26 protein-coding genes and 1 other annotated feature are annotated in these 26,272 nt (G+C 38.3%); of the genes, 1 reads left to right on the forward strand and 25 read right to left on the reverse strand.

What is annotated here, in order from left to right:
• Positions 1–443: 443 nt before the first annotated feature.
• The 25 genes from KI375_RS07040 to rpsU all read right to left on the reverse strand — a co-directional run bounded on the left by KI375_RS07040 (position 444) and on the right by rpsU (position 24,602).
• Positions 444–1,562 (reverse strand): Nif3-like dinuclear metal center hexameric protein, encoded by a 1,119-nt coding sequence (locus KI375_RS07040; RefSeq protein WP_212972812.1) that lies wholly within the window; start codon positions 1,560–1,562, stop codon positions 444–446.
• On the reverse strand, positions 1,559–2,266 hold the full coding sequence (locus tag KI375_RS07045) for a tRNA (adenine(22)-N(1))-methyltransferase (RefSeq protein ID WP_212972813.1): 708 nt from the start codon (positions 2,264–2,266) through the stop codon (positions 1,559–1,561). Before KI375_RS07045 ends, KI375_RS07040 begins: the two co-directional genes overlap by 4 nt.
• A 352-nt stretch (positions 2,267–2,618) precedes the next feature.
• Positions 2,619–2,972: a cytochrome c550 gene (cccA, locus tag KI375_RS07050; protein ID WP_212972814.1), complete on the reverse strand. Its 354-nt coding sequence runs from the start codon at positions 2,970–2,972 to the stop codon at positions 2,619–2,621.
• A gap of 144 nt (positions 2,973–3,116) precedes the next feature.
• The gene (locus KI375_RS07055; protein WP_212972815.1) at positions 3,117–3,656 is read right to left on the reverse strand and encodes a hypothetical protein; all 540 of its coding nucleotides are present in this window, start codon (positions 3,654–3,656) and stop codon (positions 3,117–3,119) included.
• Positions 3,657–3,801: 145 nt separating this feature from the next.
• Positions 3,802–4,932 (reverse strand): RNA polymerase sigma factor RpoD, encoded by a 1,131-nt coding sequence (gene rpoD / locus KI375_RS07060; RefSeq protein ID WP_212972816.1) that lies wholly within the window; start codon positions 4,930–4,932, stop codon positions 3,802–3,804.
• Between the two features lie 175 nt (positions 4,933–5,107).
• The gene (gene dnaG / locus KI375_RS07065; RefSeq protein WP_244852389.1) at positions 5,108–6,928 is read right to left on the reverse strand and encodes a DNA primase; all 1,821 of its coding nucleotides are present in this window, start codon (positions 6,926–6,928) and stop codon (positions 5,108–5,110) included.
• Between the two features lie 141 nt (positions 6,929–7,069).
• A complete protein-coding gene (locus tag KI375_RS07070; protein ID WP_212972817.1) occupies positions 7,070–7,489 on the reverse strand; it encodes a YaiI/YqxD family protein in 420 nt (139 codons plus the stop codon).
• 261 nt (positions 7,490–7,750) lie between these two features.
• Positions 7,751–8,560 carry a pyruvate, water dikinase regulatory protein gene (locus tag KI375_RS07075; protein WP_207452714.1) on the reverse strand — a complete coding sequence of 270 codons (810 nt, stop codon included), beginning with the start codon at positions 8,558–8,560 and terminating at the stop codon, positions 7,751–7,753.
• Positions 8,561–9,004: 444 nt separating this feature from the next.
• On the reverse strand, positions 9,005–11,062 hold the full coding sequence (gene glyS, locus KI375_RS07080; RefSeq protein ID WP_212972818.1) for a glycine--tRNA ligase subunit beta: 2,058 nt from the start codon (positions 11,060–11,062) through the stop codon (positions 9,005–9,007).
• Positions 11,055–11,945 carry a glycine--tRNA ligase subunit alpha gene (gene glyQ, locus KI375_RS07085; RefSeq protein WP_212972819.1) on the reverse strand — a complete coding sequence of 297 codons (891 nt, stop codon included), beginning with the start codon at positions 11,943–11,945 and terminating at the stop codon, positions 11,055–11,057. The genes glyS and glyQ overlap by 8 nt, the downstream gene beginning before the upstream one ends.
• A gap of 59 nt (positions 11,946–12,004) precedes the next feature.
• Positions 12,005–12,178: a binding site (T-box leader), on the reverse strand.
• A 75-nt stretch (positions 12,179–12,253) separates the two neighbouring features.
• Positions 12,254–13,012, reverse strand: coding sequence for a DNA repair protein RecO (gene recO, locus KI375_RS07090; protein ID WP_212972820.1), 759 nt, complete (start codon positions 13,010–13,012; stop codon positions 12,254–12,256).
• A 51-nt stretch (positions 13,013–13,063) separates the two neighbouring features.
• Positions 13,064–13,210 (reverse strand): YqzL family protein, encoded by a 147-nt coding sequence (locus tag KI375_RS07095; protein ID WP_207451427.1) that lies wholly within the window; start codon positions 13,208–13,210, stop codon positions 13,064–13,066.
• A gap of 129 nt (positions 13,211–13,339) precedes the next feature.
• Positions 13,340–14,260 carry a GTPase Era gene (era, locus tag KI375_RS07100; RefSeq protein ID WP_212973160.1) on the reverse strand — a complete coding sequence of 307 codons (921 nt, stop codon included), beginning with the start codon at positions 14,258–14,260 and terminating at the stop codon, positions 13,340–13,342.
• Positions 14,247–14,654, reverse strand: a complete 408-nt coding sequence (locus KI375_RS07105; RefSeq protein WP_212972821.1) for a cytidine deaminase — start codon at positions 14,652–14,654, stop codon at positions 14,247–14,249. Before KI375_RS07105 ends, era begins: the two co-directional genes overlap by 14 nt.
• A gap of 253 nt (positions 14,655–14,907) precedes the next feature.
• Complete coding sequence (locus KI375_RS07110; RefSeq protein ID WP_244852391.1) at positions 14,908–15,291, reverse strand: diacylglycerol kinase; 384 nt, start codon at positions 15,289–15,291, stop codon at positions 14,908–14,910.
• Positions 15,281–15,751, reverse strand: coding sequence for an rRNA maturation RNase YbeY (gene ybeY, locus KI375_RS07115; RefSeq protein ID WP_212973161.1), 471 nt, complete (start codon positions 15,749–15,751; stop codon positions 15,281–15,283). Before ybeY ends, KI375_RS07110 begins: the two co-directional genes overlap by 11 nt.
• Positions 15,735–17,918 (reverse strand): HD family phosphohydrolase, encoded by a 2,184-nt coding sequence (locus tag KI375_RS07120; protein ID WP_212972823.1) that lies wholly within the window; start codon positions 17,916–17,918, stop codon positions 15,735–15,737. The genes ybeY and KI375_RS07120 overlap by 17 nt, the downstream gene beginning before the upstream one ends.
• A 375-nt stretch (positions 17,919–18,293) precedes the next feature.
• Complete coding sequence (locus KI375_RS07125) at positions 18,294–19,268, reverse strand: PhoH family protein (RefSeq protein ID WP_212972824.1); 975 nt, start codon at positions 19,266–19,268, stop codon at positions 18,294–18,296.
• Positions 19,269–19,271: 3 nt separating this feature from the next.
• The gene (gene yqfD, locus KI375_RS07130) at positions 19,272–20,468 is read right to left on the reverse strand and encodes a sporulation protein YqfD (RefSeq protein ID WP_244852393.1); all 1,197 of its coding nucleotides are present in this window, start codon (positions 20,466–20,468) and stop codon (positions 19,272–19,274) included.
• 3 nt (positions 20,469–20,471) lie between these two features.
• Positions 20,472–20,720 (reverse strand): sporulation protein YqfC, encoded by a 249-nt coding sequence (gene yqfC, locus KI375_RS07135; RefSeq protein WP_374706820.1) that lies wholly within the window; start codon positions 20,718–20,720, stop codon positions 20,472–20,474.
• 176 nt (positions 20,721–20,896) lie between these two features.
• Positions 20,897–21,337: a hypothetical protein gene (locus KI375_RS07140; protein WP_212972827.1), complete on the reverse strand. Its 441-nt coding sequence runs from the start codon at positions 21,335–21,337 to the stop codon at positions 20,897–20,899.
• A gap of 27 nt (positions 21,338–21,364) precedes the next feature.
• A complete protein-coding gene (gene floA, locus KI375_RS07145; RefSeq protein ID WP_212972828.1) occupies positions 21,365–22,357 on the reverse strand; it encodes a flotillin-like protein FloA in 993 nt (330 codons plus the stop codon).
• Between the two features lie 32 nt (positions 22,358–22,389).
• Positions 22,390–23,694 carry an NfeD family protein gene (locus KI375_RS07150; RefSeq protein WP_212972829.1) on the reverse strand — a complete coding sequence of 435 codons (1,305 nt, stop codon included), beginning with the start codon at positions 23,692–23,694 and terminating at the stop codon, positions 22,390–22,392.
• Positions 23,695–23,967: 273 nt separating this feature from the next.
• On the reverse strand, positions 23,968–24,414 hold the full coding sequence (locus tag KI375_RS07155; protein ID WP_207451443.1) for a GatB/YqeY domain-containing protein: 447 nt from the start codon (positions 24,412–24,414) through the stop codon (positions 23,968–23,970).
• 14 nt (positions 24,415–24,428) lie between these two features.
• The gene (gene rpsU, locus KI375_RS07160; RefSeq protein ID WP_057983047.1) at positions 24,429–24,602 is read right to left on the reverse strand and encodes a 30S ribosomal protein S21; all 174 of its coding nucleotides are present in this window, start codon (positions 24,600–24,602) and stop codon (positions 24,429–24,431) included.
• Between the two features lie 746 nt (positions 24,603–25,348).
• Between rpsU and KI375_RS07165 the strand changes: the two genes are divergently transcribed.
• Complete coding sequence (locus KI375_RS07165; protein WP_212972830.1) at positions 25,349–26,269, forward strand: Na/Pi symporter; 921 nt, start codon at positions 25,349–25,351, stop codon at positions 26,267–26,269.
• Positions 26,270–26,272: the final 3 nt, after the last annotated feature.

Genomic DNA, 26,272 nt, shown 5'->3' on the forward strand with positions numbered 1-26,272 from the left:
TGGTGAATGAACATAGAGTTCACTGTTAGTTGCTACTTACTAAACCATTTTTTGGAAATTCACGGTGGTAGGTGTATTTCCTATACTTAAAAATGGGAAAAAAAGTATTTGACATAGTACGCTAAACAAGAACAAAAGCGCAAGCGCCCGTTTAGCGACGTACAAACTTTCATAGTAAGGATGAACAGCTAAAAACGCGTCGTCCTGGCGCAACGCTGTTCCGACCTACATCCTGTAGGCCTGAGATAAAGGATACACGGCGAAGCATGAGCCGATGTTGACTTATCATAGGAAGAAGCTGAAAGTTTGCTAGTCGCTGGGCGCTGGATCTAGACGACAAAAATCAAAATTATAACTTATCCACAAGCGTCAATTTTATAGTTTCCTTAACAATAGAAAAAGCACAAAATTCTTTATGAATTTTGTGCTTTTCTTCTATATTATCATAAAAAGATAAACGGGTTTGTATCTTCCTCTGATGGAAATATATTCACATCAAGTCGACTACTTTTACATTCATCCCTGAGGATCTCCGATACACCCTTCTTCATAATTTTTTCAACATTATGGCCAGGATCGACAATATTTAACCCGAGATTCATTGCATCATGGGCTGTATGATAATAGAAATCTCCTGTGACATAAACATCAGCCCCTTTGAATTTAGCTTGAGAGAAGTATTTATTGCCATCCCCGCCCAATACAGCGACTTTTTTCACTTTGTCCTCTAGATTACCAACAACTCGTATCCCAGGAGAATCCAATACTTTCTTAGTGAAAAGGGCAAAATCTCCTAGAGACATTTCTTCTGATAACTCCCCGATTTTTCCAAGTCCAAGCTCTTCCCCTTTTAAAGCAAGATCATAGAGATCATATGCCGGCTCTTCATAAGGATGTGCTTTCAAAATCGCTTTGATTACCCTTTTCTCTATTTCAACAGGGTAAACAGTCTCCACTTTCACTTCTGGAACGGCCTCAAGCTTTCCATACCGCCCAATATATGGGTCCGTATGATCGCCTGGTAAAAACCGCCCAGTCCCTTCTGCTGAGAAGGAACAATGACTATAATCCCCAATTGCTCCAGCACCAACTTCTCCTAAGGCAGTGCGTATCTTTTCCTCATCCTCTACGGGAACATAGACAGCTAATTTTCTTAGTTGCTGTTCATAAGTTGGAACAAGAATAGACGTATTTTCAAGCTTGAGCGCTTCAGCTAACATATCATTTACGCCCCCTTTTGCTATATCTAGGTTCGTATGGGCAGCATAAACAGTTATATCATGTTTTAGCAGCTTGGCCACAATTCTACCTTGGGCTAAGTCTGTTTGGATCTTTTTCATCGGCCGAAAAATCATCGGATGGTGCGCAATAATCAAATCGACCTCTTTTTCAATCGCCTCATCGACAACATTTTCTAATACATCTAAGGCAATCATAATATTTTTTACAGGCTTTTGAAATGAACCTACTTGTAGACCAATTGGATCTCCTTCAAACGCATACTTCTTTGGTGCAAACTGTTCAAATAATTGAATGATTTGACCTGCCTTTACTTCCTTCACATAATCTCCTCCCTTACTATGGCTATTTTGTTTATGAGCACTTGTTTTTTCTTCTCTATTACTTGATTCCGCTCTGCCTTATTTAATTCTAGTAACACTTTTTCCCATATTCGCAGTTCACCATGCCACTTTTGCTTAAAAAGGTCGTCCTTTTTTTTCAATAAGAATGGTCCTAATAAAAATTCCTTGCTTACATCTGTATAAGGAAGGGATGGATTACCATGTTCAGCTACAAGAACTTCATAATATTTCCCCTCTTCCTCTATCAACTGTTCAGCTATAAGCTGCCAGTTTTGCTCATAGAGCCACTTTCGTACTTTTTCAGCAGCTATATTGGGCTGAAGAATCAAACGGCTTACAGAGGCTAATTTTTGCTTCTGAGCCGATAATATTTCTGTAATTAGACTTCCTCCCATTCCAGCAATGATAATACAGTCTACTTGATCCGTGGATTGAAGCACTTCCAAGCCATTTCCCTTTCGAACCGAGATTTTGTCTGTTAAATGAGCCGCCTCAACCTGTTTAAGAGCTGATTGATAAGGTCCTTCTACAACCTCTCCAGCAATGGCGGAGATGGCGATTCCCTTTTTTACAGCGTAACATGGCAAGTATGCGTGGTCTGAACCAATATCAGCAATGCTCATACTTGATTTAATAAATGAAACAACGGTTTCCAATCTTTTCGACAGTTTTTCACTATTCATTCCATCACCCTTATTAGGAAAAGCGTAAGCGCCTTGGTGTAAGAAGAAAGGCTATGTTCGCGACGTCCTGTCACTTCGTCTGCACTCGTACTTCCTATATGTCGCAACGCCTTTCTGACCAACATCCTGTTGCCCTCTGACAAGCAAATATTGCTGAACCTTGGAAGGACGATCCTTCCCTTCATAGGTTTAGGCTTATTAAGCAGAACATCGACTAAAGGCGCGACATCCCGTGAGCTTCTCGGGGCAAGGCGCTGGAGCTAGATCCAGTATTAGCCAAATTTATACTTCTTATCTTTTAAAGTTAAAAGAGTTCCTTGCAAAATGCAAAGAACTCTTCTTACATACTTGGTTATTTTAGATTTGCCACATACTCAGCCATTTCATCAATATTATCTGGTTCTACCAATCCAGCTGGCATTCCACCATCTGTTCCATTGGTTAGAATCTCGGCAATTTCTTCTTGGGAAAGCCCTGTTCCATGAAGTGAAGGACCAGCACCGCCTTCTAGATTTTCACCATGACAGGAAATACAAGTTTGAGTTGCGTATGATTCAGGATCAAAAGCGACTTCTTCTTCGCCACCTTCTTCTCCTTCATTAGCTATTTCTTTAGCGTCCCCAATCCCTTTAATCCCGAGGAAAAAAATGATGACAAATCCCATTGCAAAAATTAGAAAATAGGGAACGAGTGGATTACGTTTCACTACTTAAGCCCTCCTTAGTAAGATCACTATGTATACAATATAAATTATGCTTCAAACAACTCTATTTTACTCGAAATACAAAAAAAGTAAAAGCTTTTGCAGTAAAATTCATGTATTATTCAATATTTAGCCAAAAATGACTTGCTAAATGATCATAACGAGAAGCAATAATAGTGTGGCGATAAAACCCGATAACGTGAAAAATAGCTTTTTCCCAATCAGTCCACCAACAATCCACATCATACAATTTAATAGTAGAAGCCAATATAAGCTAGCTGTCTTATTTTCAAAAAAAGCCGCATTGATTTGAACGGTATAAAAGAGTAGTAAAAAAGCTGCCGTAATATAGACAAGCATAGGATTTGATTTTTTTTTACGAAAATAAAACCAACAAAAAATAAGGACGACGACAAAAATAGACAGAAAAAGCGTTTGCATTCCAAATGAAATAGCTGTAATATATGTTATTACAGCCATTACTACGATAAATGTTACTAGCAGTAATGACAAAATAGCTTCCCATTGAAACATATTCTTGTTTCTTTTCCGTTTTTTGGGCTGTTGGTTTTCATCTCCCTGTGTATACAAGGCGATGAGGTAATCACAGTAATGCTCTGGAAGAATTTTATGCTCCTTCCAGAAATTGATTTCATGTAATAGGACGGTTTTTTTATCATCCTTCATTCGGAGTTGCCTCTCTTTTATATTATTGAAAAAGCATTATTATAAATCGTTAATAGGAAAGAGGGAGGGGGCAGACAACTGCCATCCCTCTCAGTAAAGAAAAAGTTTACTTCCGAAACCAGAAGTAAACTGTAAGTATTCCGGATTATTCTAAAAAGTCTTTTAGTCGCTTACTTCTGCTAGGATGTCTTAGTTTTCTAAGGGCCTTCGCTTCAATCTGTCTTATCCGCTCTCTTGTGACACCGAAAACTTTGCCTACCTCCTCAAGCGTGCGTGTACGACCATCATCAAGCCCAAAACGAAGTCTTAGCACATTTTCTTCTCGATCTGTCAATGTGTCTAATACATCTTCTAGCTGTTCTTTTAGAAGTTCGTAAGCAGCATGCTCTGATGGCGATGTCGCTTCTTGGTCTTCAATAAAATCACCTAAATGGGAATCATCTTCTTCTCCAATGGGTGTTTCTAATGACACAGGCTCTTGCGCGATTTTCAAAATTTCACGGACTTTATCTGGTGTCATGTCCATTTCTTCAGCAATTTCTTCTGGAGTTGGTTCACGACCTAAATCCTGTAATAATTGACGTTGTACTCTGATCAATTTATTGATCGTTTCGACCATATGCACGGGAATCCGGATGGTTCTCGCCTGATCAGCAATTGCTCTTGTAATAGCTTGACGGATCCACCACGTTGCATACGTACTAAATTTGAACCCTTTATCATAGTCGAATTTTTCAACTGCCTTAATGAGACCCATATTGCCTTCTTGAATCAAGTCTAAAAACAGCATACCGCGACCTACATAGCGCTTGGCAATACTTACAACAAGTCGCAGATTCGCTTCAGCTAATCGTTTCTTGGCTTCCTCGTCACCTTGTTCAATTCGCTTAGCCAATTCAACCTCTTCTTGAGCTGATAAAAGGTCTACACGTCCTATTTCCTTCAAATACATTCTCACTGGATCATTAATTTTTACACCTGGGGGAACACTCAGGTCATTTAAATCAAATTCTTCTTCACTTTCTTTTTGAATATCACTAACATTTGGAACCTCTTCCTCATCGGAATCTTCAACTAACTCTACCCCTTGATCTGTAAGATGCTCATAAAATTCATCCAGTTGATCAGAATCCAAGTCAAAATGACCTAGTTTTTCTCCAATTTTTTCGTATGTTAAAGTTCCAACTTTTTTACCTTGTTCAATCAATTGATCTCTCGCTTGATCTACAGTAAGTTCAGTATCAGTTTCATTGGAACGAGCTGATTTTTCAGCCATGCATTTTCCTCCTTCCAACATTAAGCTAACGCGATGCTTGTTTACGTATGCTAGGCTGTATTAATGCCATTAAGCTTCGTAAAACTCCTTAAACAATGGTTAGCTTCTACAGCATAAATATCATTTTTCACATGTATTCTTGCTCATCGAAGTAAAAGAATTAAGCTATATACAATCAAAGAGATCGGCGCAATTCCACTATTTCCTTAGCCAATTCTATTGCTTTCCCAAATTCCTTCTTTCGTTCAGCTGCTTTTTGTTCTGCTTGCTTTTCTTTTATCATTAACAATTTAGGATATTTCAACACATGGCCCACATAATCATTTAACTCTTTTTCACTATATTCATGATCAACAGCCAACATCTCTATTTCAGAAACAATTTTTCGTAATTTTACATCTGGAAGATAATTCATAAATAAACTTGAGTCTGGTTTATTTCCTTCCTCATAATAGCCAAGCAAATACGTAACGATCGCTTGATGCTCATCATAATGGAAGGCTCCATCCCCCATCATTTCCATGATTCGGTAAACTAATTCCTCTTGTTGCATCATTTTAGCAATTAATTGTCGTTCAGCTAATGCGATTGCTGGCAATCGTTGTTGTTTCGGAAGATCTGCTATTGGATGTTCTGATTGTCGCACCTCTGTCTGTTGTTGTTCGATTTCTTTAATGACAGGTGGTTGAATCCGATCATTTAGTTGCGACATTAAAGCTTCAAGAGACAGAGAAAATTCTTCAGACAACTGTCTTACATACATATCCCGTTCTACAGCGTTCCCTAACTTGGCAATTTCTATGATGGCACTATCGATAAAGCTGAGTAAATCCCCCTCATGTTGAAGGTTTTTCCCTCTTCGAAAATAAAATAACTTAAAAGCCATCCATGTTTGAGCATTCCCTATTACATCCGCACGGAATTTTTCTTCTCCATATTGCTGAATGTAGTCATCGGGATCCAATTGCTCAGGCAATTGAGCTACGGTCACATCCATCCCGAATCTTTCTAGTAAAGAACCTGATTTAAAAGCTGCCTCCACCCCTGCATCATCTGAATCAAGACAAAGGACAATGGTATTTGATAATCTTTTTAATAGCTGAATATGTTTTTCCGTTAGGGCTGTCCCCATAAGAGCGACACTATTGGAAACTCCAGCTCGATCGGCAGATATTACATCCGCAAAGCCTTCAAATAAAACTGTATATCCAACCCTGCGTATATGACTCCTTGCTTGGTAGTAATTGTACAAAAGTGAGCTTTTATGAAAAAGCAATGTTTCTGGAGTATTTAAATACTTTGGATGGTCTTCGTCTGAAAGGGATCTCGCTGAAAATGCGATAACTTTCCCTTTTTCATTTAGAAGTGGAAACATAATGCGATTGCGGAAACGATCAACAAAAGCCTGATCTTTGTTCCGACGAGCTAGCAATCCGGCTTTATCCATGGTTTCTAAAGAAAAGCCATGCTGTTCTAAATAATTCACCGCGAAATTCCACTCCGGCAAAGAATAGCCGATATTAAATTTTTGAATACTCTCCTTTGTAAAACCTCTTTTAAGTAAATGTTGAAGAGCATCGGCTCCTTCATTGGTGTTCAAGAGCAGATGATGGTAGAATTTTGTTAGCAATTCATGGGCCTTGATCATCTCAGCTTGCTCGGGAGGTAATGAACTCTGGTTATCGTTATAGGCGCTTGGGTCTATTTGAAGTTCAACATTTCCTTTCGCAGCAACCTTTTCAGCCGCTTCTTGAAAGGAGGTTCCTTCCATTTCCATAATAAAAGAAAAGGCATTTCCTCCCATCCCACAACCAAAGCAATGAAAGATTTGCTTTTCCTGTGAAACAGAGAATGATGGAGTATTTTCACCATGAAAAGGACACAGTCCAAAATAATTACGGCCCTGTTTTCTTAGCTGAACGTATTCACTAATTACATCAACGATGTCAACCGATTGTTTTATCTCGGCAATCTTATCCTCAGGAATCCTTGCCACACAGTCCATCTCCATCTATTAAAGTTAAACTTATTAACACGTTAAAGAAGATGTAAGAGATGATGAATTTTTTTATTTTCATCTAACTAGTTAAACATCCTCCTTATTCAATGAAAATAGCATATTTTTTGCCATTTATTTTTAATTCGACGCAAATGTTGAATCTCCTTCAAAATTCGACAACAATTCACAAAGAGTTTTTATAAACCTATTTCGATCACCATCAGTGAACGTCTTAGGCCCCTTACTGTAGTTCCCTTTTTTTCTTTCGATAGCAGATAAGTATCGAAAATCAAGGGCTGTTTGAATGGAGTCTTCTTTAAAAGGCACTCCACGTGGTGATAACACATGGACATTTCTCGCTAACGCTAAGCTAGCTAAGCCTATATCCTGTGTAATTAACAGATTGTTCGGGTGAAGATGATTTAAAATATAGAGATCTGCCGAATCCCTTCCAGGATCTACAAACACCCAATCTTCCTGATCATTTAAATCAGTAGGTTTATGATCGTAGGAAGCCACAAAGCGAACATGCCAGCCGTATTGATCTGCGGCTTTCATTATTTCCTTTTTTACAGGACATGCATCTGCATCAACAAATATGCGTTTATTATCTATAATTCTACATCACTCCGCTGATTCCTTCTTATTATGAAAAGTAATTAAGGAAACATGTCGTTTTTTCCCGTCTCCGGTAACTCTCCATTGTCCCTAGTGTATTCCTAAACGTTTTGCACTAAACCTTTTTTAGGCACTTATTGAACACAAAACTATATTATAACGTATTTCTAATAGTTTTGCCATGATTAACAACTGAATAATTTATCCTTTTCGGTGATTCATATAACTAATAATCAAATTAGCTGTTTCCTCTACCGCCTTATTCGTAACATCAATAATCGTACAACCAATTTTTTCGGAAATGAAATCAAAATATTCCAATTCTCTTTTTATTCTTTCGATGTTCGCATAACTTGCATTATCATTTAATCCTAGGGCGATTAATCTCTCTCGGCGGATATGGTTCAATTTTTCCGGACTAATTTTCAAACCAATACATCTTTTAGGGTCCACAGTAAACAACTCTTTGGGAGGGTCTATCTCAGGAAGAACTGGGACATTGGCCACTTTGATACTTTTTAATGCCAAGTGTTGGGATAAAGGTGTTTTCGAGGTTCTAGAAACTCCAATCAAAATAATATCAGCTCGCAGTAATCCCCGGGGGTCACGTCCATCATCATATTTAACTGCAAATTCAATTGCTTCAATTCGCTTAAAATAATCTTCATCTAACTTTCTTACTAAGCCAGGTTCATTTAATGGTGCTCTTTCAAATTTCTTTTCAAATTTATCCATTAATGGCCCCATGATATCAATCCCATTAATCTGATGCATGTATGTCATTCTTTGCATATATTCCCTTATCTCAGGTTTCACTAATGTGTACACAATCATTCCTTGATCCTTAATAGCTTTTGCTATGATTTGATCAATATCTTCCTTGTTCTCGATATAGGGATAACGATTAATTAAGGCATCTGAACCATTAAACTGCCTTAATGCTGCAATGGTTACAAGTTCAGCAGTCTCCCCTACAGAGTCTGATACTACATAAATAATAGGCTCAGTCACTAACTACACAACCCCTTTTGGAAGAGGCTGGGGCATAATTACAACGTTAAGCTCCAAAGACGAACAATGCATTACCTTTAGCGGAGGAAATATACGTAGACACCTGCGGGAAGTGAGAGTTCGGCAAAGCCTGAGGAAACTTGACACGCCCCGAGGAAAGCGAAGCATATTTCCGAAGCAGGGGTATATGCCCCCTAGTAATTCGATTTTTTCTTTGGTGCAAATACTTATGACCCAGTCTCTTTAATTTCAGACCCGCACGCAGCAGGTCAGAAGTCTTCAAATCATTACATCACTGAACAGGCGCTTGCGCTTTTGTTTCATCCAGCTCCAGCGCCTAGCCCCTCGAGGTCAAATAACCCTGAATCTAGAAAGGGAAAAACCCCCTTCCTAGTTTCAGGAACATTTGCTTGTCGGGGCTGATCAAGGCGCTTGCGCTTTTGTTTACTTCACGAGTATTTTATTCATATCTGCGAATTGATAGATGAGTTTAGCTAATTTTTTCATTTGTGCCAAGCGATTTGTTTTAAGTGATTCGTTTTCTGTCATGACCATAGTATGATCGAAATAAGCTGAAATCACTGGTTCTAAGGTGGCTAGTGATTGATAACGGGCTTCCACAGAGTGATCATTTGTCATTAAGGTTTCTACTTGCTGCCACTCTTCATACAATTTCTTTTCATATTCATTTTCGAAAAGATCCTTATGAATGTTTGCGGTTTGCTCTGCTTTGCTTGCGATATTTAGTACTCTTGATAATGATTCGACAATGGCCTTAAAGTTTGGTTGTTGACTATTTCGTTCCAATAGTTCAGCTCTTTGAAGGAGCTCTGGGATACTATTCCACTCACTGTCTAATATAGCTTCCACAATATCATATCGAATTCCTTTTTCTTCTAATAAATAATTTAATCTTAGTCTGAAAAACTTTTTAAGTTGTTCGTATAGTTCTTGATTACCTTCTTGATGATTTCCTTTTAAAACTAATTTGAATAGGGCTGGTAAGGTTATATCCCAGTTTTTCACCTGCAATATCTTTACGATTCCGGCAGCCTGTCGTCTGAGAGCATAAGGGTCCTGTGAACCAGTTGGCACTAAGCCGATCGAAAAGGAAGAAACGATCGAATCCAATTTATCAGCTATACTGATCACTGAGCCGACAATCGAACTTGGCGCCGGGTCCTCTGGATGAATCGGTTGGTAATGTTCTCTGATGGCTTGGGCTACTTCAGGTTTCTCACCGTGGAGCAAAGCATACTTTTCCCCCATAATTCCCTGCAATTCTGGAAATTCATCCACCATATTCGTCACTAAATCAAACTTACTAATTTCAGCCGCTCTGCTAATTGAGGCTTTTTCCAGCTCTGAAACATCCAGCATCTGTGCGATTTCTTCCGCGATCGATGTTACTCTCTTTACTTTCTCTGCAAGTGTTCCAAGCTTTTCATGGTACACAATATTTTTTAACTTCTCTAGTGCTTGGTCAATGGACAATTTTTGATCTTCATGATAGAAGAAATCCGCATCTTGCAAACGGGCACGGAGCACTTTTTCATTTCCTCTCATGACGGTTTCCAAATGTCGATGATCACCGTTTCGAACAGCAATAAAATGAGGAAGGAGCTGATTGTTTTGGTCTTCGACTGGAAAATATCGCTGGTGCTCCTTCATGGAGGTAATTAAGACTTCTTTCGGTAATTCAAGGAAGCTATTTTGGAAAGAACCTTGAAAAACAGTTGGATATTCCACAAGATTTGTAACCTCTTCTAATAATGTCGGGTCAACGGGAATAATCCAGTTTTGTTCATCCGCTAGTTTTGCTATTTGTTCTTTGATCGCTGCTTTCCTTTTTTCATAATCTGCAATCACATACTGGCCAAGTAACAGTTGTTCATATTCTTTTGGCGCTGTTAAGCGAATCCTCTCACCTAGAAAACGATGCCCATACGTTTGATTACCTGAATCCACATTGGCGACGGTGAATGGGATGATATTTTGCCCAAATAAAGCAACAATCCAACGAATGGGGCGGATATAACGTGTGTTTAAATTTCCCCAGTGCATATTATTTGGAAAATGAAGTGATGTAATAATTTCTTTCAGATCCGATAAGATTTCTTCCGTTGCACGCCCCTTTTCAAATTTCTGAACAAAAGCGTACTCTACCCCTTTTAATTCTTTAAAAAAGATATCACCTACTTTTGCTCCCTGAGATTTCGAAAAACCGACTGCGGCTTTTGACCAATTCCCTTCTTGATCCAATGCAATTTTCTTTGTCGGTCCCTTCACTTCTAATTCCGTATCTTCTTGGGATTCAGCTACATTGGATACAAGGACCGCTAACCTTCTCGGAGTCGAAAACGCGCGCACTTCTCCAAATTCTATTTTTCTTTCCTTTAACCACTCTTTAGTTTTTTTCTGTAATTGATCGGCAGCATCTAATACAAATCGAGCAGGAATTTCTTCAAGCCCAATTTCCAGCAATATATCTTGATTACTCATAATTGGCTTCCTCCTTTTGTTCTAGCATTGGAAAACCAAGTTTTTCCCGTTCCTCATAAAATGTTTTGGCAACTTGTCTAGCCATACTTCTCATTCTCCCGATATACCCGGTTCTTTCGGTTACAGAAATAGCACCTTTCGCATCAAGTAAATTAAAAACATGCGAACATTTTAAGATATAATCATAAGCTGGATGAACTAAACCATACTTCATCTGTTCCTTTGCTTCTGTTTCGTATGTGTTAAACAAATCGAATAACATTTTCTGATTCGATGTTTCAAATGCATACTTCGAATGTTCAAATTCTGGTTGGTAGAAAATGTCACGAATTGTAAATCCATTCGTCCATTCAAGATCAAATACATTTTCTTTATCCTGAATATAAGAAGCCAACCTTTCGATCCCATATGTTAATTCAACAGATACAGGTTTACATTCCAATCCACCCACCTGTTGAAAATAAGTAAATTGTGTGACTTCCATTCCATCAAGCCAAACTTCCCAGCCAAGACCCGCACAACCGAGAGAAGGATTTTCCCAATTATCTTCTACAAACCGAATATCATGCTCGAGTGGATCAATGCCAATTGCTTTTAAAGACTCTAAATACATTTCTTGAATATTGTCTGGAGATGGTTTCATAATCACCTGAAATTGATGATGTTGATATAAACGATTTGGATTTTCTCCATAACGACCATCTGCTGGTCTTCTTGATGGCTCTATATAGGCCACATTCCAAGGCTCTGGACCAATGGCCCTTAAAAATGTATAAGGACTCATGGTACCTGCCCCTTTTTCTACATCATAAGCCTGCATAAGAATGCACCCATAGTCAGACCAATGCTTTTGTAAGGTCAAAATCATCTCTTGAACATTCACTTCTGTTCATCCTCCATTCAATTTAAACATCAAAAAAACTCTCATCTCTATGCTTTTAGCATAGGGACGAGAGTTTACCCGCGGTTCCACCCTATTTGCTACTGTTAGCAGCCAACTTTTTCCATTTGCTGTTCAGGAATGCCGTTCACAGAATCTTCATACCTGGCTTTCACCATTCCAGGTTCGCTAAAATGAAACGATTTTCTGTTACTCTTTTCCTTCTTCACAGTCTAAATAAATGTTCTATAAGAAGAAAATAGCTGAAATTTGAGCAAAAGTCAATATTTACCGTTATATCAGTCAGTAAATTAGTCACCTAATTGGTTCTTCCACTTCCCTAATTGATCTAAAAAACGCTTCGTCTTTAAATTCAAACCAGAAAATTCATCGTAATAAGTGGAAATAACGTCTCGAAGTTCCTTTTTCGTTCCCTCTTTTACTGATATTGATCCTAGTCTATGGATATCAAAGAAATAAAATAATCTTAACAACTTAATCGTATTTTGCGAGACCGGAAAATAATGCGGATCCTTTTGGAAACAATTTTGACAGATTAGACCATTTTCTTTAATCGAAAAACCGAAGGATGCCTCAGTGTTTCCACAAAGAGCACAGTGATTCATCTCAGGATATAACCCAAAAACATTGAGCATTTTCATTTCAAATATATTTGTGATAATGTCAGGATCGTATCCTTCATTGATGTAGAGCAATGTTTGATAAAGTAATTCAAATAAAAATGGATTACTCTCTTTTTCTTCGGTTCCCTTATCAAGCAATTCGACAATATAGGAAGCATAAGCTGTTTTAAAAATATCTTCCCTTATATATCGAAGGGATGAAATCATTTCTCCTTGCTGAATTGTCCCTAATCCTCGTGTTCCGCTGATAACAAAGTATCCGTATGTAAAGAGCTGGGAAACGCTGGACAACCGATTACTTGGTTTCTTAGCTCCCCTGGCCATTCCAGCGATTTTTCCAGCCTCTCTTGTGTAGATTGTCACAATTTTATTTGATTCCCCATAATCTGTTGTTCTAATGACAATACCTTCAAATTTATTTACCATTGATTTTATCCCCTTTCACTGCATTCACAGCATTTGGGATAATTCACACGCTTAAGTCACTTGTGTGCAGTCTGCTTCGTCCGTATTTTCCCTACATGGCAGAATATTCAAATGCTCTTCTTTTTCAAGTTCTTTTAGAAGCAGATACGTATTGACATTACCTGTTTCTTTGAAAACTTTCCACGTAAATTCATACATTTTAAAATTCCCGCCTTTCCAAGTGATCAATTATTTTTCGTCTTCTCTAAGATAAAGCCGAATAAGATTATTTTCCCATCATCTCTTCTAACCATACTGTATAAAATTTGTCAAAGTTCCTTATATGTGTCAATATTCCTCTTCAGTAAAACCATAATCACGTAAATGGAACGCTTTATTTCGCCAATCCTTTTGGACCTTTACCCACAATTCTAAATAAACTTTTGACCCAAGTAACTTTTCAATATCCTCTCTAGCTCGTTTGCCGATTTCCTTTAACAGTTTCCCTTGTTTTCCGATGACAATCCCTTTTTGCGAGTCTCTCTCCACAATAATAGTAGCCATTACATCAATCATTTCTTTTTCCTTACGCCGTTCCATTTTATCAATCACCACAGCAAGGGAATGTGGTACCTCTTCCCTCGTTAAATGAAGCGCTTTCTCACGGATCATTTCCGATACAATGAACCTCTCAGGATGATCGGTAACCTGGTCTGCAGGATAAAATTGAGGACCTTCTTCAAGCCGTACCCGGATTTGTTCCAGTAGACGTTCAACATTATTTCCTTCTATTGCTGAAATCGGAATAATTTCTGCAAAATCATATTTTTCCTTATAAGTATCTATAGTGGTTAAAAGCGTATCTGGAGAAATAAGATCAATTTTATTGATCACAAGAAAAACTGGTGTTTGGATTCCACTTAGTTTATCCAAGATGAACTCTTCACCGCGTCCAAACCCTTCCTCAGCATTTACCATAAATAAAATAAGATCTACCTCTTTTAAGGAATTGACTGCAATTTTCATCATGAAATCGCCTAGTTTATGCTTCGGTTTATGGATGCCTGGTGTGTCTATAAAAATCATTTGTGCATCGTCTGTTGTTAAAACACCTTGAACTTTATTTCTTGTCGTTTGCGGCTTATCACTCATAATGGCAATTTTTTGACCGATTACGCGATTCAAAAAAGTGGATTTCCCCACATTCGGCCTACCAATGATAGAAATAAAACCAGATTTAAAAACTTCACTTTCTTCATTTCGATTCATCATGTATATCCTCCGCTGTAAATGCAAATGGCAATAGTTCTTCGACTGTTGTCTGTTGTTGATCTCCTTGGAGATTGGTTAAAATCACTGGCATATCCCTTGGACAGAACTCCGCTAAGACTTGGCGACATGCTCCACATGGAGGTACAGGCCGCGCTGTGTCAGCTATCACAAGTAATGTAGTAAATTCTGTTTCACCTTCTGAGACTGCTTTAAAAATCGCTGTCCGCTCTGCACAGTTCGTCATCCCGTAAGATGCATTTTCAATATTGCATCCTGTAAAAAGCTTTCCATCTTTGGTCAAAACAGCTGCCCCAACCGCAAATGTAGAATAGGGAACATAAGCTCTTTCTCTTGCATCGCTCGCTGCTGTTACCAATTGCTCCATATTCAAATAGTTCTCCTCATCTTTCATACCTTATTTTACTACAAATTCATTCAAAAGTTATCATTTTCAAGAAAGTTTTTTGAACATTTCCATTTCATGATCGAAAATGACCGTAAAATTATTTTACCGTACCTGCTTAACACATTCAAATTCTGGCATAGCTTTTTTTGCTAAATGGGTAAAAATGGGCGAATGCGCATACACCCTATTATATTTCTAAAAAAAAAAGAGCTTCAAAAAAATCAATTTTAGAAGCTACTTAATGAAATAACTGTATGATTTTTGGGCCTAAAATAAGGATACCGATTAAAACGGCCATCAGCGTATAAATTAACACTGCAGCGGCCGCTAAATCTTTTGCCTGTTTTGCTAAAGGCTGAATTTTGTCTGTAGCTAAATCAACAGCCCGTTCCATCGCAGAATTTACTAATTCTAAAGCCATTACGCCAAAAATGGAGATCATCATAAAAATCCATTCGATTTTATCAAGTCTTAAAAGAAAAGAGAGAATGATCACAATTACTGCAGACACAAGATGAATTTGAAAATTCTTTTCTACTTTAGCTGCATATTGAATCCCTTCTATCGCATACTTAAAGGCGGATACCAATCGCTTCAGAGATAAACTGCTCCTATCTTTCAAGACCAAAACCTGCCAATATGTCATTTTGCCTCATGAACATACGATTTTCATCCTCTCGGTTCATATGGTCATATCCAAGTAGATGTAAAAAGCCATGGACGGCTAGAAAGCCTAATTCTCGTTTAAAGGAATGTCCATATTCATGTGCTTGCTCCTTCGTTCGATCAAGAGAGATAATTATATCTCCAAGTACACGTGGTAACTGTGCACCTTGAATCAACTTCTCTCCTTCAGAATTCTCCTCAAGTGCGAAGGAAATCACATCCGTCACTTGATCCTTTCCCCGATATTCTTTATTGATTTCTTGTATTTTTGGGTTGGAAACAATCATTAAGGAAACTTCTGCGTCTTCACGAATTTCTTCTATTTCAGCCGCATACATTAATAGCTTTTCGACCATCTTTAAGTTTTCCTCTGTTAATTGTCCTGTCTCATCTATCGTATCAATTAGGAGTGCCACCATCTATCACCTTCTGTTGTTTTATGTCAGGATACTCAATTCGTGAATGAAATATGCCATTCAATGTCTCACAAAACACCTTTTTCGCCTTTTCAATTTCTTTTAAAGTTAGGTCGCACTCATTAAACTGGCCATCGAGCAGCTTATCTTGTGCAATCTGATGAACAAGTGTGCGAATTTCTTCTGGTGTTGGATTTGTCTTTGAGCGCACCGCTGCTTCTACACTATCTGCCATGCTAATAATCGCTATTTCTTTTGTTTGTGGTTTAGGCCCTGAATACCTAAACTCACTTTCAGCAATCTCTTCATTCTCTTTTTTTGCCTTATAGTAAAAGAATTTTAAAAGACTTGTTCCATGATGCTGTTCCGCAATATCAACAATCTCTTTCGGGAGCTTATGTTTTCTTAATTCCTCAGCTCCATCAGTTGTATGGGCTAGAATAATATCCCGACTCGTCTCAGGCGGAAGCTGATCATGGGGATTCTCGATATTTAATTGATTCTCAATGAAAAAAGGCGGTCTTTTTGTTTTTCCGATATCGTGATAATAACAACCAACCCTTGCCAAAAGTCCATTTGCACCTATTGCTTCACAAGCAGATTCAGCTAAATTGGCGACCATCACACTGTGATGATAGGTACCTGGTGTTTCGGTTAATATCTTCTTCAATAATGGATGGTTTGGACTCGACAGTTCAATTAATCTCATTGTTGATAAAATTCCAAATCCTGCTTCAAAAAATGGCAATAAGCCAATTGTGAATACAGCTGAAAGAAGACCAGAAACCACCGCATATAGAGCGTAATATAAATATTCCGTCGGTGTATACTGCCCACTCCCACTAAACATTAAAAACAAGATTAAGAGTAGGTTAATAAGGGAGATAAAAATCCCTGCACGCAAGATATGATTTCTTTCATTATGACCTGATAAAAACAAAATACCTGCTAGCCCACTAAAAAGAATATAGATGGCGACCTCAACATTGATCGTCCCTGCGATTCCATCATGAAAGACAATACTCCCACAGGTTGCAAGCATAATCGTCATAATCAAAGCCAACCGTTCATTCATCAATATTTTAATTAGCATCGGTGCCATTGCAGCTGGGAATATATATGCCATATCATTTATTTCTGCATCAATCAGACCAACAATTTTCATTACAACCAGAGAACAAATGAAAATGAAGCTTGATAGTAATAAGTAATTTTGCTTCTTATCTTCAGGCAAATCGATTCTTGAAAAATAAATATAAATCGAACCAATGACAAGGATAACAAGCAAAGCTAGTCCAATTAAAGGCTTGATGGTAGGATTACTTTTTAATAATCCGAGCAGCTCCAATTGACGATAGGAATCCCGATCAATTAAATGGCCTTCTTGAACAACAATTTGCCCTTGCAAAATTTTGACTGGCTCCACCTCAGCCATTGCTTGTTTTTTTCGTTCCTCCGTTAACTCTGGATCGTATAGATCATTTGGTACAATAGCGTATTGCCCCAATTCTTCTCCAGCCTTTTCCATTGCCTCAGGCAAATCTGCTGCCCTAATTTGATTCTGCACAAGCTTTTTCACATCATTTAAATCATCATCACGGATTTTTTCTGTCATCGCCGTTTCCACATTTTGGATCACGACATTTTTTGTTGTTTCTAAATCAGACTCTTCTGCCTGTAAAAGTGAATTTAATATCGTATCAGAAATGGAATCTGTAATATCCTCTGACACATTTTCCGTTAATTTCGATTTTAAGACTTTCAATCTGTCTTGTAATGGAATCTCTTCTGATTGTTCTTTTTTCTTTTTATCTTCTTCTTTTCCATTCTGATCTGATTCGTGGTTCGTTTCCGAAATAAAATCAAAAATAGAAGTTAGTAAAGAAACACGATTTTGTGCCATCTCTTTTTTAAACACATATACCTTATCTACTGCTTCAGATGCTTTTTCTCGCTCTTCTGCTGTTTTCATTTCATCTTCAATCGTCTTAGGTGAACGGATCGTTTTATCAGCGACTTGGAATTTTTCCATATCATATGTTTCAGGCTTCATATTATGATACAGAATTAACAGAAGCACTAAAGCCAATAAGCAATAAATCAATGTTGTGAACACTTTATAGCTTAGAAAAGAACGTATTTTACTTATGTATGCATGAAATTTCATAACATCCTCCATACCCTTTAATAGCTGACGGATATTCAGTTACTCAAATGATAGCAGTTTTTCACAACGAAAGCATTATTTTTTTAAGATTCCTAAGAAAAGCGCAAGGCACCCGTCTATCGGCGACAAGCAAATGTTTTGAAATCTAAGAGCCGTTTTCCCTTCATAGGTTTCAGGGAGGCTCAAACGCGACGACAATCGCTTCGTCTGCACTAGTACATCCTGTACGTCGCAACGCCGATGGACCCGCATCCTGCGAGCCTCTCGGGGCTAGGTGCTGGAGCTAGACCCTAACACTAGCCAATTTTTATACTTTCTTACCTTTTGTTAAAAAACCGTTTCACCCTTTTGGGCAAAACGGTAAAATGGCAGTGGTTAAGAACGTGGTAATTGATCATTACGTTCGTATGCTTGAATAATTCGCGAAACAAGTGGATGGCGAACAACATCGCTTTGATTCAGATGAATAAAAGAAATACCGTTTACATCTTTTAGAATCATTTCTGCCGCCATCAAGCCAGACTTTGCGCCTTTCGGTAAATCGACTTGGCTCGAATCCCCGGTAATCACCATCTTCGACTCGAAACCGAGACGTGTCAAAAACATTTTCATTTGCGCTTGAGTCGTATTTTGGGCCTCATCCAGAATCACAAATGCATCATCCAATGTACGTCCTCGCATATAAGCGAGAGGTGCTATTTCGATTGTACCACGGTCAATCAAGCGCTGGGTATGTTCTGCCCCAAGAACATCGTTTAACGCATCGTATAGAGGACGTAGGTAAGGATCAACCTTTTCTTTTAAATCACCTGGCAGAAAGCCAAGGCTTTCTCCTGCTTCAATTGCGGGACGTGTTAAAATGATTTTATTCACATGGTTCTTTTTCAGCGCATTCACCGCCATCACAACGGCCAAATAGGTTTTTCCCGTTCCTGCTGGCCCAATGCCGAATACAAGATCCTTTTTCCGAATCGAGTCTATATATTCACGTTGACCCAAAGTCTTTACGCGAATCGCTTTTCCTTTCGTATTTCGTGCAATCTCTTCATTAAAAAGATCAGCAAAATATTCAATTTTTCCAGCTTTGGCCATATTAGAAGCGTACGTTACATCTCTTTCGCTTACTTGAATCCCTTTTCGAATAACGTTTAGTAATTGATTAATGATTTGCTCGACTATTCCAATATCGGTGGTGTCTCCTGAGATTGTTATGCTTTCCCCGCGAGTCACAATCGACACTTTCCATTGTTCCTCAAGTAAGCGGATATGACTATCCGCATTCCCTAATAACCTATATGCTTCTTCTGCATTTTCTAATTCAATCTTTGCTGTTGTGTTTTCTTCAGACATCCGTCAGTCTCCTTGAATGATTGGTTTTTCTACGGCAATATTCTCTAAAACCTGAAAATTAATTGATAATGTAACTTTACCATTCTCGACTTTGTCTTGCAAAATTATTTCCTTATCAATACTGGCATCTGGAGGAATTTTCATTTCCAAGTCCCTTCTAGCCAGTTCCTTTGCCGCTTCTAGTGCTTCTTTTTGCTTTAAATTTCGATGAATTGCTTCTGTTTCTCGAATCGTCTCTTTTGAATACTGGATGGGAAGTTTTTTTCCCAAGAAAAAGATATCATTATTGTCTACTTCCGTTTCATATTTAGCAAATTCGTTTTTACCGAATCCCCAAATTGGCAATTGCAGCTTTCCCAAATGTAAAAAATACTTTCTCATTTCCCTTCCATTCAAAACCTTAAGAGGCGTATCCAGAGGGAAGCTCACCTTCGTATTATACCATGTGTATCCCCAAACCTCTCCCTCGGCAATAATCGCCCTAGACTTGTCTTCTTGGCCAATTTCACCTGAGACAAGCATTTGCCCTTTTTCAACCAATTGGTCTTTTTTCACAACTGCTTTTCCTTTTTCAACAAACATTTTCGCAATCACTGCTTTTTTATTTGCCACTAAATGACGTGGACTCGCCTCTTCTACTTTATCAGGCTCTGTTTTTTGTACGACTTGAAAATGATAAGTTGTCCCTTTTAATTCAACACCAACCCATGTAATGTTATCGATTTTATCTGTTAGCTTCTTTTGAATTTGATCTGGTTTTTCTGAAAACAAGTGCATAGATCCATTCACAATTCCCAGATTCGTCAATTCTTTTCTAATTTTATGTTCTGTTTCTGGATCAGCCCCTTGGATTTGAATCCCCCACGTAATATTAGATAAAAATAAAATGAGAACAAAAAAGAGTACAATTCCGATAGGAAACCCAATGTTTTTTAGTATCCTTTTCCAAAGGAATGGCAATCCTTCCCCACGTATAAAATAAAGAGTACAATCAGCTTTCCTTGCTACACGACGTAATCTGTGAAGATCAGGCCATGTAATATAAAAATACACTGTTCCTTCATAATTTCTTTTCACATTCCATATACTAAGTCCGGAACGAGCGAGCCGATTAATAAAGCGTTCCATTCCTGGTCCTGTCGCCTTCACTAGTACTCTGCCTGTCAAAAAAGTAATCCATTTATTTTTCAACCAAGCCACCCCCTATTCATTCAAATAAAGAACTTCTTCTATATTTCCTTCAAGTAAGATTTCTTCTGGCAGAATGGTTTTTAGAACAAAAGATTTTCCTTTTATTAATAGTTGCCCCTGTTTGAGGAGTAAGCGCAATTCATTATCTGTAAATACGAGCAGGCCGTTATGGTTTTCAATATAAATATGTAAATTTCCGACCATCGTTATCCTTGGAAGATCCATCATAATATCAGCGGGAAGTTCCATTTTTGATGTCATCCATTTTTTTATTTTCTTTGTCCACGTTTTACTCACATTAAAGAACCCCCTTTCCACTCATGTGTATGAGCAAAAAGGGGGTTTCATCACTTGTTTTTTATCTAAATTCGTCTTTGCGAGTCTCTAAATGAGAAGTACAAGGTATGACAAGCCTTCATGTACTGAATTGTGTTATCTTATGTCCTTCTTCGATTATAGGGTTTTCTTGCCCTCGGAGGCCCTAAAACCTCTGACATAATGATCCCATTTACGATATCTTTTTGTTTTAAGTCAAAATCTAGTTGTACCTCTTCATCGTATACTTCCGTATTGATAACTTCTATTTTTTTACGATGAAGTTCTTCCTCTCTATTTAGATCATTTAATTTAGCTGCCATTTCTTCTTGCTGTTTATAGAGATCAGGTTGAGTTTTAAGTTGATCTGCTGCGTCCTTCAATGTTCTAGCTTCTGTTGCTTCTGCAAAAGGAGAAGACTCTTCCCGTGCTTCCTCCATTTGCATCGGACGCGTTTGGACAGGTCTTGGTTGCTCTGATTGCTGCTTTTGGTTATTTATTTTACTTCGATTGAAAAGTAAACCAACGACCGCAACAATGATAAAAATGATAAATTGTTCCACAGGAGTTTCCCCCTTTCACTAGGGTTATTACTGGTCCTTACGATCATTCTTTGGTTTGGACATTTTTCCAATGGAATCTCTCATATCTGTATCAGCATCGATATTCTGGAGAGAATAATAATCCATTACACCTAGTTTCCCGGATCTAAGTGCTTCTGACATGGCTAATGGTACCTCTGCCTCTGCTTCTACCACTTTTGCTCTCATCTCTTCAACACGGGCTTTCATTTCTTGTTCATTGGCTACAGCCATCGCTCTTCTTTCTTCTGCTTTTGCTTGAGCAATCTTCTTATCTGCTTCAGCTTGGTCTGTTTGCAGTTGTGCTCCAATATTTTTACCAATATCTACATCCGCAATATCAATGGAAAGAATTTCAAAAGCTGTTCCTGAATCTAAGCCTTTTGTCAGAACCGTTTTTGAGATCATGTCTGGGTTTTCCAAAACTTTTTTGTGGTTATTGCTTGAACCAATTGTCGATACAACCCCTTCACCTACACGGGCAATGACTGTATCTTCTCCTGCACCCCCAACAAGGCGATCAATATTGGCTCTAACTGTGATACGCGCTTTCGCTTTTACTTCAATCCCGTCCATCGCCACACCTGCAATAAATGGTGTTTCGATGACCTTCGGATTTACGCTCATTTGTACAGCTTCTAACACATTTCGACCAGCTAGATCGATCGCCGCTGCGCGTTCAAATGTTAGTTCAATATTAGCACGTTGTGCAGCAATCAGGGCGTTTACAACCCTATCCACGTTACCACCTGCTAAATAATGACTCTCTAGTTGATTGGTTGTAGCTTGAATTCCTGCTTTATGTGCTTTAATAAGCGGGTTCACAACTCGCCCTGGAATAACGCGGCGCAGCCTCATCCCAATTAAAGTCACAATCCCAATTTTAACTCCAGCCGCTAAAGCTGAAACCCATAGTCCAATCGGTACAAAGGTAAATAGCACTAAAAGAACAATAATACCTACTACAATAGCTCCCAGCAAAAGTATCATATCCGTCGGCATATGCTTTCCTCCCTAAATCAATTTATTTTATGTTATATTTCGCGAACAACAATTCTTGAACCTTCCGCTTTGATAATTTTAACCTTTGTTTTAGCTTCAATATAACTTCCTTCTGCTACTACATCGATTCGTTCATCGTCCACCACAACTGTACCTGATGGCCTCAGATCGGTCAACGTAGTTCCTTCTCGACCAATCAAATCAAGTCGATTAACATTTGAGACATAGCCGCTTTCCGTATTTGTAGAATCGGTTAAAATGAGTTTTTTGAAAAATTTCATTCGTTTACCAAGCACCTTTATCATAATAATGATGGCTACCGCAGCAAGGAATAGTGCGATGATTACGGAAATCGCCATATAGACGGTGTTTTGCCCCGCCATAATAATACTACCAATAATTGCTACAGCTCCCAAGAGACCAGCAATGCCCCCTGGAAGGAAAAATTCAGCTACAATGAGAATGATTCCAAGAATAAACAAGATCAAGGTTTCATAACCAGCTAAACCGGCTATATAATGACCAAAGAAGAATAAGATTAGAGCTGTTAATCCCATCCCGCCGGCTACTCCAAATCCTGGTGTATAAAGCTCTAATACAAGTCCTAGGCTAGCGATTGACAACAGTATTGGGACAACCACTGGATTGGTCACTAGCTTTGCTAACGACTCCGCAAAGGTGCTCTCAACTGTTTGCGTATCTGCCCCTTTATATCCTAATGCTGTTAAAAGCTCATCGATATTTTTAACCGTACCGTCTGAATAGCCAACTTCTAAGGCATTTTCCGCATCCAAAGTCAATAAATCGCCTTCTTTTTTGAGCTCCGGAAGGGAGACATCCCCAATCGCCATCGCTTTCGCAATTTCTGGATCGCGATTCTTTTGCTTTGCTGCTCCCTCCATTGCAGCAATCCACATACTCTCTGCTTTTTCTCCAGCGGTATTCCCGTCTTGGTTGATAATAGCTGAAGCCCCCATTGTTGCATTCGATGTCATGTAAATCTCTTCTGTATGAAGGGCGATATATGAGCCAGCCGATAATGCCCGTGAATTGATAAATGTAACGGTTTTTATATGATCAATATCTAATATAAGATTGCCGATATCCATCGCCGCATCTACGGCACCACCTGGGGTATTCATATCAAAAATAATGACTTCTGCGTTTGCTTCCTTCGCTTCATTGATTGCACGATTCAAATATTTCTCTAGACCTTTTGTCACTTCTTCTTTGATCGGGATGACATAAACATTGGATTCTTCTGTCTCCGCAGACACAGGCACAAACGCAAGAATAGCTGCTAAAGAAAAACAAATGGCAATCAGAATTTTCCTCATCATTTTTCCCCCTTTCCGAAGCATATCTATCTTTCATACGAATAGGACTAAGAAAAGGATTCATTAATACTTTATTTTGCAGGTATTCCATTCAAAGAAATAAATCTGAGGATCTTTCATGCGAGATATGTGAAAAAAAAGCTGACAAGCTATCGCTTATCAGCTTTTCAGGGGACCCATAACCATAAGTTACGGGTCTGAAAGGACTTGTCACAAAATATGTGACGAATTTGGCCGTTCATCCATAAACGGCGATTCCGCTTTTGGGCTTCGTTATGATAAATGTTTTTGAACAAGTTTGCTAACCAATGAGCCGTCCGCTTTGCCTTTTACCTTTGGCATTAGTACACCCATAACCTTACCCATATCTGCTTTCGAAGAGGCATTGGTTTCTGCGATAGCAGCAGTGACAATCGCTTCTACTTCTTCCTCACTCAATTGAGTAGGCATGTATTCTTGTACAAAAACAAGTTCGCTTTGAATTTTTGTTACCAGATCTTCACGACCTGCTTTTTCAAATTCATGGAGGGAGTCCTTGCGTTGTTTCACTTCACGAGAAAGAACTGTCAATTCTTCATCCTCGGTTAATTGTTTTTTTCCGAGCTTTATGGCTTCATTTTGAATAGCTGCTTTCAGCATCCGAACGACAGATAATCTGTCTTTTTCTTTGCTTTTCATCGCTTGTTTCATATCTTCATTTAATTGGTCATGAAGACTCATGATCGCACCCTCTTTTAAAACTTACGTTTTCTTGCTGCTTCAGACTTCTTCTTACGTCTTACGCTTGGTTTTTCATAGAATTCGCGCTTTCTATATTCTTGCAAAGTACCAGTTTTAGAAACTGTACGTTTAAAGCGGCGAAGAGCATCTTCAAGCGATTCGTTTTTACGAACAACTGTTTTTGACATTTCTCTTTCCCTCCCTCCGAACATAACAATCACATGTTCATACATGAAAACCCATGTACCATGCAATTATATAATAAGCTGAATATATGGTCAACAATCTTTCACTTAATTATGCCTTTTCTTAATTGAGAAAAGGGAAGGATAGATTGTAGTTACGAGCCTACTCTTCGTATAAATTATCTTTTTATTTTTTGGAGGGGGTATGCAGTAGGCCTATAACTACACTCCCTGCAACATTAATTCCCTAAGAAGTCATCGACTTATGCTAAATTAACAACTAAAAATCAAAAATTATATTTCATTATCCCAGAAAACGACAATTGAACGAGCTTTACATGGCATAAAAATAATGGGAAGACCAAAATGTGGCTAGGAGGTGCTAATACAATCATTTTCTAGTTTTCTTTTTATAAAAAGAAACTTTTAATAGACTCTCGGAATTTCAACTTGTAAATCCGCTGAATTACCAAAAGCTTACTGGGAATCTAAGCTTTATTGAAGTCTCAGTATTCATTTTCATAATCTTTGTAAACATTTCCTACCAAGATAGTATGTGGTTGATCACCGCTACAGTTGCTCACTTTTCGCGGGGCTGGCAACGTCAAAAAATGAACTGCCCCCTGTAATGCGCTTTTTACAATAAGCAATTATGAAGTTGATTCAATTAGGTGAAATTAAAAGTCGATCCTTACTTGTTGGCATGTCCTCCATGTCTCCCCCATATGTTATATATAAGGGGGTTGGACATGCTACACATATTTATTTTTGTTTTATTAGCAAGCGCCTTTTTATTGGGCATGACATGGATGAGAGTTGGCCTCTTTAATTTATCTGGTAGTAGAATGGAAACCTGGTTGCAAAAATTCACTCGTTCACCCTTTATGGGCATGCTAGCTGGCATTGGAATGACCGCTGTCCTCCAAAGTAGTTCTGCCGTGACTGTGATTGCAGTCGGGCTTGTATCTGCGCGAATTCTCACATTTCCACAAACAATTGGCATTATACTAGGAACGAACATCGGCACAACGATCACATTGGAATTTTTCACTTTTGATTTAACTCGAATGGTCATCCCATTTATCATAGTTGGAATTTGCTTGCAGTTTTTCAAAAATACAAAATTCAAAAGCTCTGGTTTTATTTTCTTAGGAATTGGCATTATTTTTGCCTCTATGAACGGATTTGAACAATTAGCAAATTCAATTGAAGATGTTCCTTTTATGCAGAAACTCATATATACAATGAAAGATAATATTGCTATTTCATTCCTTACAGGAACATTCCTTACTGCATTCATCCAATCGAGTACTGTGATGACAGGAATTGCCATGACTTTTTTGACTTCTGGAACTTTCACATTGGATACTGGGATTGCTATTATGATCGGTGCTAATATTGGCACCTGTGCTACCGCATTATTAGCAAGTATTGGAGCCGGAAATGAAGCAAGACTGACCGCCTACGCCCATACCTGGTTGAACTTAATTGGTGCCATTATCTTTTTACCGTTCATCTCTATTTTAAGTCATACAAGTTCTATGCTTTCTGACCTACCAGCTACACAACTAGCACATGCAAGTGTTCTGTATAATATGGCCGTTTCTTTACTGATTTTACCGTTTGCTCGAAAATTCGGGCAGTATATAATCTGGCTTCACGGAAAATAGCTC

Source organism: Bacillus sp. J14TS2 (genome assembly GCF_018333015.1).
GTDB lineage: Bacteria > Bacillota > Bacilli > Bacillales > Bacillaceae_C > Lederbergia.